This is a genomic window from Arthrobacter sp. GW822-FHT05G07, from assembly GCF_058799755.1.
The window spans coordinates 97,458-112,153 of the sequence record NZ_JBXALT010000002.1 but is presented as its reverse complement, the minus strand read 5'-3'; the positions used below and the strand labels follow the sequence as shown (position 1 = coordinate 112,153).

Annotated in this window: 15 protein-coding genes; 8 read left to right on the top strand and 7 right to left on the bottom strand. The window is 62.3% G+C overall.

Annotated features, from left to right (window positions below; all coding sequences use genetic code 11):
* Window position 1: 1 nt before the first annotated feature.
* On the bottom strand, window positions 2–814 hold the full coding sequence (locus AC1RJY_RS03375; protein WP_014921812.1) for an MBL fold metallo-hydrolase: 813 nt from the start codon (window positions 812–814) through the stop codon (window positions 2–4).
* A gap of 120 nt (window positions 815–934) precedes the next feature.
* On the opposite strand from AC1RJY_RS03375, the gene AC1RJY_RS03370 reads away from it, so the two are divergent.
* Together AC1RJY_RS03370 and AC1RJY_RS03365 are read left to right on the top strand one after the other, a co-directional pair.
* Entirely contained in the window at window positions 935–1,141 is a 207-nt protein-coding gene (locus tag AC1RJY_RS03370) for a hypervirulence associated TUDOR domain-containing protein (protein ID WP_043470236.1), read from the top strand.
* Window positions 1,142–1,145: 4 nt separating this feature from the next.
* The gene (locus AC1RJY_RS03365; protein WP_498601341.1) at window positions 1,146–2,342 is read left to right on the top strand and encodes an NAD(P)/FAD-dependent oxidoreductase; all 1,197 of its coding nucleotides are present in this window, start codon (window positions 1,146–1,148) and stop codon (window positions 2,340–2,342) included.
* Between the two features lie 68 nt (window positions 2,343–2,410).
* Here AC1RJY_RS03365 and AC1RJY_RS03360 read toward each other — a convergent pair whose 3' ends face one another.
* A complete protein-coding gene (locus tag AC1RJY_RS03360; protein WP_014921815.1) occupies window positions 2,411–2,614 on the bottom strand; it encodes a cold-shock protein in 204 nt (67 codons plus the stop codon).
* A gap of 212 nt (window positions 2,615–2,826) precedes the next feature.
* Window positions 2,827–4,029, bottom strand: coding sequence for a cation:proton antiporter (locus tag AC1RJY_RS03355; RefSeq protein ID WP_498601340.1), 1,203 nt, complete (start codon window positions 4,027–4,029; stop codon window positions 2,827–2,829).
* Between the two features lie 194 nt (window positions 4,030–4,223).
* Here AC1RJY_RS03355 and AC1RJY_RS03350 point away from each other — a divergent pair, with 194 nt between their 5' ends.
* Window positions 4,224–4,832: a dihydrofolate reductase family protein gene (locus tag AC1RJY_RS03350; protein WP_498601338.1), complete on the top strand. Its 609-nt coding sequence runs from the start codon at window positions 4,224–4,226 to the stop codon at window positions 4,830–4,832.
* Window positions 4,833–4,866: 34 nt separating this feature from the next.
* On the opposite strand, the gene ligD is transcribed toward AC1RJY_RS03350, so the two are convergent.
* On the bottom strand, window positions 4,867–6,111 hold the full coding sequence (ligD, locus tag AC1RJY_RS03345; protein ID WP_011774697.1) for a non-homologous end-joining DNA ligase: 1,245 nt from the start codon (window positions 6,109–6,111) through the stop codon (window positions 4,867–4,869).
* Between the two features lie 410 nt (window positions 6,112–6,521).
* Here ligD and AC1RJY_RS03340 point away from each other — a divergent pair, with 410 nt between their 5' ends.
* The gene (locus AC1RJY_RS03340) at window positions 6,522–6,872 is read left to right on the top strand and encodes a DUF3846 domain-containing protein (protein WP_498601336.1); all 351 of its coding nucleotides are present in this window, start codon (window positions 6,522–6,524) and stop codon (window positions 6,870–6,872) included.
* Window positions 6,873–6,959: 87 nt separating this feature from the next.
* Complete coding sequence (locus AC1RJY_RS03335) at window positions 6,960–8,708, top strand: pyruvate dehydrogenase (protein ID WP_498601335.1); 1,749 nt, start codon at window positions 6,960–6,962, stop codon at window positions 8,706–8,708.
* Between the two features lies 1 nt (window position 8,709).
* Here the strand turns inward: AC1RJY_RS03335 and AC1RJY_RS03330 are convergent, their stop codons facing one another.
* A complete protein-coding gene (locus AC1RJY_RS03330; RefSeq protein ID WP_498601333.1) occupies window positions 8,710–11,298 on the bottom strand; it encodes an ATP-binding cassette domain-containing protein in 2,589 nt (862 codons plus the stop codon).
* Window positions 11,299–11,454: 156 nt separating this feature from the next.
* Here AC1RJY_RS03330 and AC1RJY_RS03325 point away from each other — a divergent pair, with 156 nt between their 5' ends.
* Window positions 11,455–11,871 (top strand): nuclear transport factor 2 family protein, encoded by a 417-nt coding sequence (locus AC1RJY_RS03325; RefSeq protein WP_498601332.1) that lies wholly within the window; start codon window positions 11,455–11,457, stop codon window positions 11,869–11,871.
* Here the strand turns inward: AC1RJY_RS03325 and AC1RJY_RS03320 are convergent.
* Together AC1RJY_RS03320 and arfB are read right to left on the bottom strand one after the other, a co-directional pair.
* Window positions 11,868–12,272: a RidA family protein gene (locus tag AC1RJY_RS03320; RefSeq protein WP_011774702.1), complete on the bottom strand. Its 405-nt coding sequence runs from the start codon at window positions 12,270–12,272 to the stop codon at window positions 11,868–11,870. The two genes, AC1RJY_RS03325 and AC1RJY_RS03320, sit on opposite strands and share 4 nt — an antisense overlap.
* 46 nt (window positions 12,273–12,318) lie before the next feature.
* Window positions 12,319–12,738, bottom strand: coding sequence for an alternative ribosome rescue aminoacyl-tRNA hydrolase ArfB (gene arfB, locus AC1RJY_RS03315; RefSeq protein WP_011774703.1), 420 nt, complete (start codon window positions 12,736–12,738; stop codon window positions 12,319–12,321).
* Window positions 12,739–12,841: 103 nt separating this feature from the next.
* Between arfB and AC1RJY_RS03310 the strand changes: the two genes are divergently transcribed.
* Both AC1RJY_RS03310 and AC1RJY_RS03305 read left to right on the top strand, forming a co-directional pair.
* Complete coding sequence (locus AC1RJY_RS03310; RefSeq protein ID WP_193352645.1) at window positions 12,842–13,666, top strand: ABC transporter ATP-binding protein; 825 nt, start codon at window positions 12,842–12,844, stop codon at window positions 13,664–13,666.
* Window positions 13,667–13,710: 44 nt separating this feature from the next.
* Entirely contained in the window at window positions 13,711–14,691 is a 981-nt protein-coding gene (locus AC1RJY_RS03305) for an ABC transporter substrate-binding protein (RefSeq protein ID WP_498601329.1), read from the top strand.
* The last annotated feature ends 5 nt before the right edge of the window (window positions 14,692–14,696 follow it).

Below are 14,696 nucleotides of genomic sequence, written 5' to 3'. Positions count from 1 at the left end.
ATCAGGTCAGATGGTCAAAGTCCCCCCGTGTCCAAGCGGCGTGCCGTTGAGCCGATCGGTGCAGGACGTCTTTCGCTCCGGAGTGGATGGCGTTGTTGAAATTGCCGTAGATCCGATCGAACTCAAGCTCTTCCAGCTGAGCGGCGATACGTAGCGCCACCGCGCCGGAGAGGGGCAGGCGATTCGGATAGCTGCGCATGAACGCTACCGTCCGACGATCAGGATTGGGAAATACGCTGTCTCCCGTCAACAGCACGCCTTTCCCGTTGGATCCCGCAGCCCAGTGCACCACCGCGCTGCCTGGGAAGTGCCCGCCAACCTGATGCAGGACCAACCCGTCAGCGATTGCTGCGGTGCCGGACCAGTAGTCAACGTTCGGGCCACTGCGCCCCAACCATTGGCGATCAGCCTCGGCGACCAGGACCGGGACGTTTCCAAGACGGCGCGACCATTCCACCTGTACGCCAAACATATGTGGATGGCTGGCGGCAATAGCTATTACAGAGCCATGGTCAAGGACCGATTCCACACCGCTGTCGTCGACATAACCCACTGGATCCCACAGCAGCGAGCCTGCGGGCGTTACCACGAGCTGGGCGGTCTGGCCGATCCCGACTTTTGGCTCCGTTCTGACCGCGAAGAGTCCGGGCTCGTTCTGTTCCAGCACCGTTTGCCGTCCAGTCCGGGCCAACTCGTCCAGAGTGAGCCATTGTTGTCCGTCCTCGGGCACGTACTGGCGTTCATCGGCGCAGATGGGGCATATGTCGGGCACAGGTTGGTCACGTTCGACGGCGCATGTTGCGCAGATCAGCATTGGGAGTCCTTTCCACAGCACTTCGTCTAAGGCTGTCCCGCCGGGTACCGCGAGATGATCACCATGCTTACTATTGTGGAGCAGCCGAAGTCGGAGAGGGACACCACACTAGGAGCGGACATGGCACTGAGCAAGGGAACACGCGTGGAGTGGAACACCCCGCAGGGCAAGACGCACGGAAAGATCGTGGAGAAGAAGACCAGCGACTTTGTACTGGACGGCAACAAGCACGTGGCCAGCGAAGACGAGCCGCAGTATGTGGTGGAGTCAGCGAAAACCGGTGCCAGGGCAGCGCACAAGGGCTCCGCATTGACCGAGAAGAGCTAGCGGAATGGCGCGCCAGCACGACGTCGTCATCATCGGCGGCGGCAATGGAGGCGTGTCGCTGGCTGCCCGCTTGCAGCGATACGGCGTCCAGGACATCGCCCTGATTGAACCAAAGGAGCACCATCTATACCAGCCCTTGTTCTCCCATATCGCCGGTGGCCGCGCGCGGGTCAAGGAAGCCGTCCGCAGCCAGGAATCCGTGACGCCAAAAGGCGTCGCATGGATCAAGGACAAAGCAGTAGGCGTGGAGGCGAAAGCCAACTCGGTGACGTTGGCGTCCGGTGCCACTGTGAGCTACGGGCACCTGGTTGTATGCCCGGGGCTGCAGTACAACTGGGACGCGGTGCCGGGGCTGGGCGAGGCGGTGAACTCGCCGTACGGCTCCTCGCATTACGAGTTCGAGCTTGCGCCAAAACTGTGGACCCTCTTGAGCACCATGAAGTCCGGCACCGCCATCTTCACCATGCCGTCAGGGCCTGCTAAATGTGCCGGGGCCAGCCAAAAACCTATGTACCTGGCCTGTGACTACTGGAAGGAACACGGCGTCCTGGACAATATCCGGGTTGTCATGGTCCAGCCTTATCCCACAGTGTTCGGCATTCCCGAGGTTGACCGGGAGTTGGACCGCAAGATCGCCGAGTACGGAATCGAACTGCGGACAAACAGCGAGCTGGTGGCGGTGAACCCTGGCGGTCGCACGGCAACCATCCGAAACAACGCGGACAACACCTCAGAGGACCTCCCCTACGACGTCCTCAACGCCGTCCCGCCCCAGTCCGCGCCGGATTGGCTCAAAGCCACGGACTTGCCGGCAGCAGGGGACGAGTACGGCTTCGTGGAGGTGGACATGCAGACGTTGCGGCACTCCAGGTACCCAAATGTCTGGTCGCTGGGCGACGCTGCGGGAACCGCCAATTCGAAGGCCGGCGGTGCGCTGCGCAAGCAGACCAAGGTCCTGGCTAAAAATCTGATCTCGGCGCGCAAGGGCGAACCTCTGGGCCAAAAGTACAACGGATACTCCGTATGCCCTTTCACCGTTTCACGGAACACGGTGGTCTTTGCCGAGTTTGACCATCACTACAACCCCATGCCGACCATCCCGAAGGTACCCACATGGAAGGAAAGCCGGATTTCCTGGTGGGTGGACCGCGACATGTTCCCGCAGGTGTACTGGAACCTGATCCTCAAAGGCCGGGCCTAGCAGGCGCCAAGAGACCGGTCAGGCATTAGGCCGGACCGGTCTCTTGTGGTGAATCCAGTGTTGTGAACCTAGGCGGGCTGGATATTCTCCGCCTGCGGACCCTTAGGCCCCTGCGTGATGTCGAACTGGACCTTCTGGTTCTCCTCCAGCGAGCGGTAACCGCTCGACGTAATCGCTGAGTAGTGAGCAAACACGTCCGGGCCTCCATCGTCCGGGGCGATGAATCCGAAACCCTTTTCAGCGTTAAACCACTTGACTGTTCCTGTTGCCATGCCTTTATTTCCTTCACCCGGTCGCTGGTCGGTCCCGCTGGTCGGTTTGCCGTCCCTGCCACTCACGATATGAGCCTATGGGCCGCTTCGGCTGGGGGCAACACATTTGGCGGAGTCGTGTACGCGTAGGCAATAGGAGCGCACGACGGCGGGAGGCCGCCGTCGTGCGCTTGTTGCCTTTGCCGGGTCTGCTTCAGGGCAGCCGGGAAGCGTCACGCTTTTGGCGTGCGTTGCTTGGGGTCTGCCGCTTCTGTGCGGCGCAGCAGGCGGAGTGCGAGCAACGGAAACAGGAGTACCGAGAGCATCCCCGCACCTATGAGGGCTGAGGAGATTCCGCTGGTGATGTATCCGTGCTCCCGGCCGATGGTTGTCACAGCCACGATGATGGGCAAAGCCGTGGCTCCGAACAGCAGAAGGGCCTGTTTGTCCGCCCGCGAGGAGCCCGGGGGCGTGGCGAGCAATGACGGCACGCCACGGATGAGCAGCAGCAGCGACAGGAACAGCGGGACCATGGCCAAGGTCAGGGGGCTGGAGGTCAGGGCGCCCAGGTCGAAGTCGATGCCCGTATCGATGAAGAAGATGGGCACCAGGAAACCAAAGGCGACGGCGTCAATTTTGGTCTCGATGACTTTCCGGTCTGCAACAGGAGCGCGTGCGATGGTGACCTTCCAGAGGACGCCTGCGGCGAATGCACCCAGCAGCATATCGAGTCCCAGGACCATGCTGAGCACCACCAGCGAGCTGAGAATCAGCAGGATGGACCGCATGGCGAACTGGCTGCTGGTGTGCAGCGTGGCAGTGACTTGGGCATGAAACAGCGTGTGCCGTGCTTGCGAGGCAAGGTAGATGGCCACGCCGGTTAGGAGGACGAACCCCAGAAGCACTCCTGATGCCACGCCGAGTTGCTTGCCGCTGAAGAACAATGAAATGGCTATGAGCGGACCAAATTCGCCGGCCGCGCCCAGGGCGGTCGCGGCGACACCGATCGGCGACTTGGAGGCACCGGCGTCCCGGAGGATCGGGAGCAAAGCGCCCAAAGCGGTGGAGCACAAAGCAACACCGATGATCACGGCGGCTTCAGGTGAAGGCCCCAGGACAAAACCTGCCCCGATGCCGGCGGCCAAGGAGATGACCCACCCCGCAGAGGCACGGTAAATGGGACGGCCGCGGATTGCCGCGAAGTCAATCTCGTTGCCGGCAACGAAGAACAGCATGGCAAGCCCGAAATCAGCCAACGTGTCCGTGAAGAAAGTGGACTGGACCCATCCCAGAACGCTTGGGCCGAACAGGATGCCAAGAACAATTTCAAAGACCACAATGGGCACTTTGACCCAACGATCCAAGAGCCGTGTAGCAACGGGTGCCAGCACAGCCAACACGGCGATGAGGACCAGTGACGCGGACAAGCCTTGCATCGGCAGTGCCTCCGGTACCTCGGCTGCTTCAAGGAAAAGTACTCCAAAGCTACCGCCACCAACCCTCGTGCGCCATAAGTCCGACGCCCGAACTGCAGGTTCCGGGTTCCGCGGGACACTGAAGCAGCATACTGATTCGAAGAAGACGCCACCGGCTCGCAGCATCCGCCGCGGTCCATGCGAAGGAGTGCATCGTGGGAATTCTTACCGCCAACCTGTTCATCACCCTTGACGGGGTCTACCAGGCACCCGGCGGCCCTGAGGAGGACAGGGGCGGGGGCTTCGAGTTTGGTGGCTGGCAGGCAGCATATTTTGACGATGAGACGGGCGAAGCCATTGGGGCAGGCATCGACCGCATGGATGCCCTGTTGCTGGGACGGAAAACCTACGACATATTCGCGGGATTTTGGCCTCAGCAGAAAGACCACATTGGCGAGACCTTCAATGCCCTGCCCAAGTTTGTGGTGTCTCGAACCCTGACTCGGCCTGAATGGGACGGGACCACGGCCTTGTCAGAGGTTTCTGAACTGGCCGAACTGAAGGAACAATTCGACGACATCCACATGTTCGGCAGCGGCCACCTCATCCGCTCGCTGCTGGAGGCCGATCTCCTCGATCGACTGAACCTTTTCCTCTACCCGCTCACCTTCGGCTCGGGAAAGCGACTGTTTGACGACGGCTCCGGCGTCCCCGCTGCTTTCAGGTTCGCCCAACCACCCGTGGCGTTCCCGAAAGGTGCGGTCCTGCTGTCCTACGAGCGTTCCGGAGAGCCGATTACGGGCATCACCATCGGGCAAAGCTAGCCACTCACCGAAATGTCGCAGATCCTGGCCCTCTTCAGGATCCTGGCCGGCCTGGCCACTCCTTGCCCGCCCACGGGTCATAGTCTGCGATCAACTCCTCCTGAGCCGGTCGTCGGTCTTCCGGGATGTGTTGGAGATTCACCCGCACCCGGTACCAAAGCGAACTCGATCCCCGCATCCCGTCCACCAGGACGTCGGCGGGGTGCAGGAAGGATACAACGCCTGCGTGCCGGGACTTCCACTCCTCAAGTGCTGCCCCGGCCTCGGGCTTGGTCTTGGTCCGGGCCACCTCAATGAGGGGCATCATTGACACCCGGCGACCCGAGCCATCGCCTGCTCTGGGGGCTTTCTCGGCCGGGCCGAGCTCGGCAGCCAAGGCCAAGAGTCCATCGAGCGAACCGGGAGCTTCATCGATTCCTGCGTGAGGGTCGCCCAGATCCGAGAAACGCGCAGGTACTGTGCGGACCGTGAACTGCTCCGGCCGGGCGGAGCGCACCTCGTCCCACGTGAGCGGCGTCGAGACTCGGGCGTCGGGCCTGGAACGGACCGAGTACGCGGAAGCTACGGTGCGGTCCTTGGCGTTCTGGTTAAAGTCGACGAAGACGCTCTCACCCCGCTCCTCCTTCCACCATTTGGCGGTTGCCAACCCCGGAGCACGGTTCTCCACTTCGCGGGCAAGGGTCTCCGCGGCGAGGCGCACATCCCGGTAAGACCACTGCGGCGTGATGCGAACCAGAATGTGAAGACCGCGGGAGCCACTCGTCTTTGGCCAGCCCACCAGCCCGACGTCGTCCAGCACTTCTTGTGCCACATACGCGGTGTCCACGATCCGGGACCAGTCGACGCCGGGCATCGGGTCCAGGTCCACCCGAAGTTCGTCCGGATGGTCGAGGTCCTCCGCGCGTACGGGGTGCGGGTTGAGATCCAGGCATCCCAGATTCACCACCCACGCGAGGCCTGCCGCATCGCGGATGACTGTTTCCTCGGCGGAGGTACCGGACGAGTAGTGGAGAGTTGCCGTGTCAATGAAGTCGGGGTGGTTTTCGGGCACGCGTTTCTGGAAGAACGGTTCAGCATCGATGCCCTTGGGGAAGCGTTTGAGCACCATGGGGCGGCCGCCCGCGCCGCGCAGCGCACCGTCCGCGACTGCGAGGTAGTAGTTCACAAGATCCAGCTTGGTCAGCCCGGGCTCGGGAAACACCACTTTGTCCGGGTTGGAGATGCGGACCTCGTTGCCGGCGATGTCGAGGATCTCAGCCGGGGACTTCGACGGGTTCATGCGGCCACGCTAGCAATGAACAGCCCTCCCAGCCAGAGTCGCGGCGGGGAAAAGCATGGAAAGCCCATTGGCGTGAAGCGCTGAATTCCGCAACTGGCTTTAAAAATATAAGTGGGTATGGTGTTGTCATATCCAAAATACTGAAGGAGCCTAAAATGTCTGGGAAGTCACCCAACAGTGCCAAGTCGAAGAAGTCCGGAAAAACCATTCTGGAAAAGAGGGCCGAAAAGAGGGCAAAGGCTGAGGGCAATGAGAATCTCTTCTCGAAACCCAGAAAAAACCAGCGCTAGCGTCCGGAAGCGTCGGCCCGCTGAAGTCGTTCGGTGCATTCGCCTACGTAGTGCCGCCAGCCGGCACCATGTGTTGCGGAAAAGGAAAGCCGACAGTGTAAAGAAACGGAAATTCAAGCTATGCGTTATCTAATGAGCGCTCTCATTATCCCGGCACGCCTTCATGAGTGTATTCGCGTGGAGGAGATTGAGCCGGTTATGGAAGTTCAACAATCCCTGGTGGAAGGGAACGTTGAAGCAATAACGGGCCATGGATGGCACGTTCTTCTAAATGACGAAGCGATACACATTCCTTTGCCACCGAACCCTCGGGCTGAGGTCTTGATTCGTGAAGCAGGCACTCCTGTCGAAGACACCGTCTGCGGCACTGCGGTTTTCCTCGGTCACGGAACCAGCGGTGATGACCAAGATGTCCCGAGCCATCTGTTGAGCCTGGCGGAGCGCCTGTTCGAGACTCGGCTGGCAGCTTAAGCAGCAGCCGTTCCCAGCCGGGGCCGGGGCGGGCCGACTATATTGGCCCTGTCAGCCCACCACCACCACTGAGGGAGCCTGCACACTATGGCCAAGGAACTTGCCACCCAACTTATCGAACAACTCCAGGCTGCCGGTGTGCAGCGGATCTACGGAATCGTTGGCGACAGCCTTAATCCGATCGTGGATGCTGTCCGGCAAACAGGAGGCTCAAAGAAGGGCGGCATCGACTGGATCCATGTCCGCCACGAGGAAGCTGCCGCATTTGCTGCCGCTGCAGAGGCCCAATTGACGGGAAAGTTGGCTGTTTGCGCGGGCTCATGCGGGCCCGGCAATCTGCACCTGATCAATGGACTGTACGACGCCAACCGTACCGGGGCACCGGTGCTCGCCATCGCTTCCCACATTCCCAGCAAGCAGATTGGCAGCGGCTTCTTCCAGGAAACCCATCCGGACCGCCTCTTCAACGAATGCTCGGTGTATTCGGAGATGATCAGTACCGCCGAGCAAGCGCCGCGGGTCATGCACAGCGCCATCCAGAGCGCAGTTGCACTGAGGGGAGTGGCAGTCGTGACGCTTCCGGGCGACATTGCCGGGCTTGAGGCAACCGCGCCAACCCCGCTGCCGGCAACGTTCAGGCCCGCCACAGTGGTTCCGGATTCGGCCAGCGTCCGCGAACTGGCCGACGCCATTAACGACGCAGGTAAGGTGGCCATTTTCGCCGGCGCCGGCGTCGAAGGCGCCCATGACGAGTTGATCGCACTGGCAGAACGGGTCAACGCACCCATCGGCCACTCCCTGAGAGGGAAGGACTTCGTCCAATACGACAACCCCTTCGACATCGGCATGACCGGGCTCCTCGGCTATGGAGCGGCCGCCGAGGGCATCGAAGACGCAGACCTGTTGATCCTGCTCGGCACCGACTTTCCCTATGACCAGTTCCTGCCGGACACCCGGACGGCCCAGGTTGACCGTGCGGCACAGCGGCTGGGGAGGCGGACCGACGTCGACATTGCAGTCCATGGTGACGTACTGCCGACCTTGAGGTCCCTACTGCCGTTGGTGACGCCGAAGAAGAACCGACGGTTCCTTGACCAGATGCTGAAGAAGCATGACCGCCTGATGAACAAAGCCGTGGGCGCCTACACGCGGAAAGTGGAGAAGAAGCAGCCCATCCACCCCGAGTACGCCGCCTCCCTGCTGGACCAGGTGGCAGCCGAAGACGCCATCTTCACAGCCGATACCGGCATGTGCAACGTTTGGACTGCGCGCTACATCAACCCGTTGGGAACCCGTCGTCTTATTGGTTCCTACCTCCACGGTTCCATGGCCAACGCCCTTCCGCACGCGATCGGGGCTCAGGTGGCCTACCCGGGGCGACAAGTAGTGTCTGTATCCGGCGACGGCGGCCTGTCCATGTTGCTGGGGGAGCTCATCACGGTGGCCGCGCACCAACTACCCGTGAATGTGGTGGTCTTCAACAACTCCACGCTGGGCATGGTGAAGCTCGAAATGCTGGTGGACGGGCTACCCGACTTCGGCGTGGACGTCCCTGACGCCAACTACGCTGCGGTGGCCAAGGCCCTGGGTTTCCATGCCGTTCGGGTCGCGGATCCGGCGGACATCGAGGCAGCGTACCGGGCGGCATTCGCGCATCCCGGCCCGTCCTTGGTGGAGCTCATCACTGACCCCAACGCCCTGTCCATTCCGCCAAAGATTTCGGGTTCGCAGGTCATTGGATTCGCAACGGCCATGTCCAAAGTGGTCCTGAACCGCGGTGCCGGGGAGGCTGTCAGCATGGCACGAAGCAACCTGCGCAACATTCCCCGGCGGTAGGCTACCGCCCGCAGGCGGCGGCGAGGTACGGTGCTGTCCGGCTTGTTCGGGAACCCGCGACGACGGCCGGCGGGCCGGCGACGATGATCTCGCCGCCGGCATCGCCGCCGTCGGGACCCAGATCGATCACCCAGTCGGCCCCTGCTACGACGTCCATCTCATGTTCCACCACGATGACGGTGTTACCGGCATCCACCAACCTGTGCAACTGGGCCATCAGGAGTTGGACGTCGGCAGGATGCAACCCTGTGGTGGGCTCGTCCAGCAGATAGAGGGTGTGGCCGCGCTGGACCCGCTGCAATTCCGTGGCGAGTTTGATGCGCTGAGCTTCGCCGCCGGAAAGCTCCGTGGCAGGCTGGCCCAGGCGGAGGTAGCCCAAGCCCACTTCGCGAAGAGTTTGGAGGCTGCGGGCAACGCCCGGGAGATCAGCCAGGAACTCGGACGCTGCGTTCACGGTCATGCCCAGGACGTCGGCAATGGTCCGTCCGCGGTAGGTGACCTCCAAGGTTTCGGGATTGAACCGAGAGCCGTTGCATTCGGGGCAGGGGCCGTAGCTCCCCGGCAGGAACAGCAGTTCCACCGCAACAAACCCTTCTCCCTGGCAGGCTTCGCAGCGGCCTCCGGCCACGTTGAAGGAGAACCGGCCAGCGCCGAAGCCCCGGGAACGGGCGCCTTCAGTGGCGGCAAACTCTTTCCGGACACCGTCGAAGAGCCCTGTGTAGGTGGCCAGGTTGGAGCGAGGGGTCCGGCCGATGGGCTTTTGGTCCACCTTGACCAGGCGATCGAGCTGGTGGAGCCCGGATACCAAGCCCACAGCGGCTGGCGTGTGCGGAGTGTCTGTGCGTGCGATGTCCGGGTCGAGAGCTTCCGGATGCAGTTCGGCCCCCACCACCTCGGCCAGAACGTGGCTGACCAGAGTGGACTTGCCAGAGCCCGACACACCTGTCACAGCTGTCAGCACGCCCAGCGGGAACTCGGCCTGTAGCTCGCGAAGGTTGTGCCTGTTGATGTTCTGGAGCTTGAGCCACTCTTTCGGGGGCCGGGGAGATGCAGGGCCCTTCCCGGCGGTGACCAAATCGTCGTCGTGCGTTTTCTCTGAACCAGCGTATCGCGAGCGGTTATCGGGGAACAGGAAGGGTCGCGTGATGGAATCCTGCACGTCCGCCAGCCCGCCCACGGGACCGCTGTAGAGCACCTGACCGCCGCCCTCACCCGCGTGCGGTCCAACATCCACCAACCAGTCGGCAGCCCGCACGAAATCCATATTGTGTTCCACTACGAACACTGAGTTGCCGGACCGCTTTAGCTGGTCCAGTACCGCGAGGAGAGGCTCGGCATCGGCCGGGTGTAGTCCGGCAGATGGCTCATCAAGGACGTAGATGACGCCGAAAAGCCCTGAACGGAGCTGCGTGGCGATACGAAGCCTCTGCATCTCGCCGGGGGAGAGAGTAGGGGTGGGGCGCCCCAACGCGAGGTAACCCAAGCCCAGATCCAGGAGTACCGTGACCCTGCTCAGCAGGTCCCGGGTGATGGCGACGGCTACCTCGTTGCCTTCACCGGAGGTCTGGGTGCGCGAGGCGGTGCCGGCCGCAGTCAATTCCGTGGTGGGGCGGATGATGTTGGCAAGCTCGGTCATCGGCATCGCATTGAGTTCGGCTATGGTTTTGCCGGCGAACGTGACGGCGAGTGCTTCCGGCCGCAGCCCACTGCCACCGCACTGCGGGCACCGCCCCGTTTCCATGAATCGCAGCACCCTGTCACGCATGGTGGTGCTCTTGGAGTCGGCCAGAGTGTGGAGGACGTAGCTCTTGGCACTCCAAAACCGGCCCTTGTAAGGCTTGGCCACGCGATCCCGTTGGGGCGTCACTTCCACTACAGGCTGCTCGTCCGTGAAGAGGATCCAGTCGCGATCCTTCCTGGGCAGCTTTCGCCATGGTGTGTCCACGTCGTAGCCCAGGTGAGTGAGGATGTCGCGGAGATTCTTTCCTTGCCACGCTCCGGGCCATGCAGCGATCGCACCATCGCGGATACTGAGGGACGGATCGGGAACCAAGGATTCTTCGGTGACAGTGTGGGCGACACCCAGTCCATGGCACTCCGGGCAAGCACCGGCGGCTGTGTTGGGAGAGAAAGCGTCGGAGTCCAGCTGCCGGGCGCCTTCCGGATAGCTGCCCGCACGCGAGAAGAGCATCCGCAGCGAGTTGGACAGCGTCGTCAGCGTGCCAACGCTGGAACGGGCGGTGGCTGTGCCCCGACGTTGTTGGAGTGCGACGGCGGGCGGCAGCCCGGTGATTGACTCCACCTTGGGGTTGTGGCCCTGTTGGATGAGGCGTCGGGCGTAGGGGGCCACGGATTCGAAGTAGCGGCGCTGGGCTTCGGCAAAAATGGTGCCGAACGCCAGGGACGACTTTCCGGAGCCCGAGACTCCGGTGAACGCGACGATTGCATCGCGGGGTACGTCCACGTCCACGTTGCAGAGGTTGTTCTCGCGGGCACCACGGACCCTGACGAAGCCATCCTCGGCCTCGGCAAACTGTGGTGTTGGCTGGTCGGAATCGGGCTGCCGGGCAATTGTCAGTTTACTGTCCATTGATACGACTCTATCGTTCCGGACCCGGCGCGCTGTACGACGAATCGGTGGACATGGGCGAGCATCTTCAGGCATTCATGAACCTGATCAAGAAGGCCTGATCCAAGAATGATAAAGCCGTGGTGTTATCCGGTCCCCGAGAGGACAATGCGGTTCATGGGTGAACAAATCCTCGGGGACCAGGGCGTTCAAGAACAAGGCGGCAATGAGAACGTGGTCAAGCGGTTAATCGACTGCATCAACGATCGCCGGATCGAGGTTATGGATGAGCTCTTCCATGACGACGCCGTGATGTACTGGCCTCAGTCCGGCGAGCTTGTTCGCGGCGCAGAGAACCGGCGGGGCATCTACAACGCCTTTCCGCAGCTCCCCACCATCACGCCGCGTCGCCTGCTCAGCGACGGCAATCTGGTGGTAGCTGAGGCACGGCTGGACTACGGTGGACCCACCTTTGAGACGGTCTTCATCTTTGAATTTCGCGACGGCAAGATCGCCAAGGAGACAGCATACTGGAGTGAGGCCTTTCCGGCTCCGGAATGGCGTTCGCAGTGGGTTGAGATCAGCAGTTCTTAGGGGCGCTCGACGGCGGCCACCGCACTGATCTCCACCAAGGCCCCTGGTACGCCTAGTCCCGCCACAAACGCTGCGGTCACCAAGGGCGGTTCGTCGGATGCGAGCTTGGCAGCAATGGCTCCGTACCCGGCTGAGAGGTCGGCGCCGTCGACGAAGAGTACGGTCCACTGAATGACATCTCCGAGTGTTGCTCCTACGGCCTCCAATGCTGTCTTGGCGTTGTCCAGGGCGCGTGCAGACTGAACAGCCGCATCGCCTTCCCCGATGAGTGCACCCTGTGCGTCCACGGCGTTCTGCCCGCCGACGTAAATGGTGGTGGCGCCGGGAGGAACAACGGCGACGTGGCTGAAGGCAGGACTGGTCACGAGCCCGTCCGGACGGATGCGTTGAATGGGTGACATGAATGTATGGTCCCACCAGCGGCCGTCAGCTAACAGGGGATGAAGCCTACTCCGCGGCTGGTCGGCGTCGTTGCTGCTTGGTCGCTGATCTGAGTTCTTTTGCTGCACGGTGGCGTCGGGCGGAACCGCGCGTCGGCTTGGAGGCGCGGCGGACGGTCTCCGGAACGAGGCCTGCCCTGATGAGTTCGGCGAGCTTGGCCACAGCGATGTCGCGATTCCGTAGTTGGGATCGCTCCTCCGACGCGGTCACGGTAATCACCCCAGCGACGAGCCGACGTCCGAGGCGTGTGAGCAGCAACTGCCGCTGCTCATCTGTCAGACTCGCCGATCCGGCGACACTCCACATCAACTCCGCACGACTGTCGGTGGTATTCACGTGCTGACCGCCGGGTCCGGACGAACGGGAGAATCGCCAGCTGAGTTCCGCGGCGGGGATCGTCAGCGAGGGCGAGATTTCCAGGTCCATGAATCAAGCGTCACACGTCATGGGCGCTCCCGCGGGCAGGTCCTGAGTGACATTTACTGACACGTTTCGGGAATTAGGTAAGGCTAAGCTAATCTTTCATTTTGTGATTGAACTGAGTGAACTCTCCGGGCTCGAGGCTACTGACCTGGTCCTCCGTTATGGGGACAAGGATGTGGTCCATGGAGCAGGACTTCGCCTTGAGTCCGGTCGTATCGTTGCGCTGGTGGGTCCGAATGGCAGCGGAAAGTCCACCCTGCTCCGCGCGCTTGCGCGATTGCACGAGGCATCTTCCGGAACCGTGAAGGTCAAGCCCGCCGACGGTGAGGCAACGGATGCGCTGATGATGAAGCGCAGCGACTTCGCCCGGCATGTGACACTGCTCTCCCAGAGCCGTCCCGTGCCGCACGGGCTGAGTGTCCGCGACGTCGTCGAGTTCGGACGCCATCCGTACCGGGGACGGTGGCGCGCGGCCGATCCTGAAGGTCCTGCCGCCGTCCACCGTGCCATGGAGCTGACTGGCGTAGCCGGGCTTGCTTCCCGGGGCGTCCACGAACTGTCGGGCGGACAACTGCAGCGTGTATGGCTGGCAAGCTGCCTGGCGCAAGACACCTCGGTTCTGCTGCTCGATGAACCAACCAACCACCTGGACCTCCGCTACAAAGTGGAGATTTTCGATCTGGTGTACGACCTCGCCCGCGTCCATGGAGTGGCAATCGGCGTTGTCCTGCACGACCTCGATGAGGCAGCCGCACTTGCCGATCACGTGGTGGTTCTGTCCGAGGGTCGCATAGCGGCCGCCGGACCCGCCCACGAGGCTCTCGATGCTGCGCTTCTCAGTGATGTCTATTCAATCCCCATCGTTACTCACACAGATCCGCTGACCGGCAGGCTGCGCACCCGCGCCGTCGGACGGCACAACGACAACTAAACCCCTGTAATACGTCATAACTCCCCAATACGAAAGGGACCACCGTGTCCATGAAAATCCACAAGGCCCTCGCGGCTACCGCTGCCTTGGCGGTCCTGCTCACCGGTTGCGGCACCACCGAAGGCCCCGCGAGCTCGGCGTCGAACAGCGCCGGCGCCGGTGAAGCCATCACTGTTACCGACGCCCGCGGCACCGAGGTTAAACTCGACGGCCCCGCCAAGCGCGTGGTCGGAACCGAATGGAACGTAGTGGAGAACCTGACCACCCTCGGCGTCATGCCGGTAGGCGTCGCGGACGTCAAGGGCTACAGCGCCTGGGTCACCGCCGGCAAGCTGGACAGCATTCCCACGGACATCGGAACGCGCAACGAGCCCAGCTTCGACACCATTGCTTCCCTCGACCCTGACCTGATCGTCGCCACCACCGACCTCGCCGAGCCAGTGATCAAGCAGCTCGAAGAGCTGGCTCCCGTTGTTGTGGTGAAGTCAGCCGATGGCAGCCGCCAAATCGCGCAGGCCGAGGACAACCTGAAGCTCGTCGCCAAGGCAACCGGCACCGAGACGAAAGCCGACGAGGCCATCGCGGCATTCGACGCAGCCGTGACAAAGGGCAAGGCCGAGCTTGAGAAGGCCGGCGTGGGCGGTTCCCGCGTGGCATTCGCCGACGGCTGGGTCGCAGACGGCAAGGTCTCCATCCGCCCCTTCACCAAGGGATCCCTGCTGGCAGACATCAACACCGAACTTGGCCTGGTGAACCCGTGGACCGTTGAAGGCGACCCTGCCTACGGCCTGGGTTCCACGGACGTGGAAGGCTTGACGGCCGTCAACGCCGATCACTTCGTGTACATAACCAACAGCGCGGACGGCGATTTCACTGAACAGCTGACCGACAACGCAGTATGGAAGTCGCTTCCGTTCGTGGCGGCCGGCAATGTGCACCGCCTTTCGGACGGTATCTGGATGTTCGGTGGCCCCGCTTCGATGACCCAGTACGTCGACGCAATCGTCGCCTCCCTCACCAAGTAGTCCCC

Coding starts and splice junctions, on each gene's coding strand:
- AC1RJY_RS03375 (WP_014921812.1), bottom strand. CDS start 814: ATGCTGATCTGCGCAACATGCGCCGTCGAACGTGACCAACCTGTGCCC.
- AC1RJY_RS03370 (WP_043470236.1), top strand. CDS start 935: ATGGCACTGAGCAAGGGAACACGCGTGGAGTGGAACACCCCGCAGGGC.
- AC1RJY_RS03365 (WP_498601341.1), top strand. CDS start 1,146: ATGGCGCGCCAGCACGACGTCGTCATCATCGGCGGCGGCAATGGAGGC.
- AC1RJY_RS03360 (WP_014921815.1), bottom strand. CDS start 2,614: ATGGCAACAGGAACAGTCAAGTGGTTTAACGCTGAAAAGGGTTTCGGA.
- AC1RJY_RS03355 (WP_498601340.1), bottom strand. CDS start 4,029: ATGCAAGGCTTGTCCGCGTCACTGGTCCTCATCGCCGTGTTGGCTGTG.
- ligD (WP_011774697.1), bottom strand. CDS start 6,111: ATGAACCCGTCGAAGTCCCCGGCTGAGATCCTCGACATCGCCGGCAAC.
- AC1RJY_RS03340 (WP_498601336.1), top strand. CDS start 6,522: ATGCGTTATCTAATGAGCGCTCTCATTATCCCGGCACGCCTTCATGAG.
- AC1RJY_RS03335 (WP_498601335.1), top strand. CDS start 6,960: ATGGCCAAGGAACTTGCCACCCAACTTATCGAACAACTCCAGGCTGCC.
- AC1RJY_RS03330 (WP_498601333.1), bottom strand. CDS start 11,298: ATGGACAGTAAACTGACAATTGCCCGGCAGCCCGATTCCGACCAGCCA.
- AC1RJY_RS03325 (WP_498601332.1), top strand. CDS start 11,455: ATGGGTGAACAAATCCTCGGGGACCAGGGCGTTCAAGAACAAGGCGGC.
- AC1RJY_RS03320 (WP_011774702.1), bottom strand. CDS start 12,272: ATGTCACCCATTCAACGCATCCGTCCGGACGGGCTCGTGACCAGTCCT.
- arfB (WP_011774703.1), bottom strand. CDS start 12,738: ATGGACCTGGAAATCTCGCCCTCGCTGACGATCCCCGCCGCGGAACTC.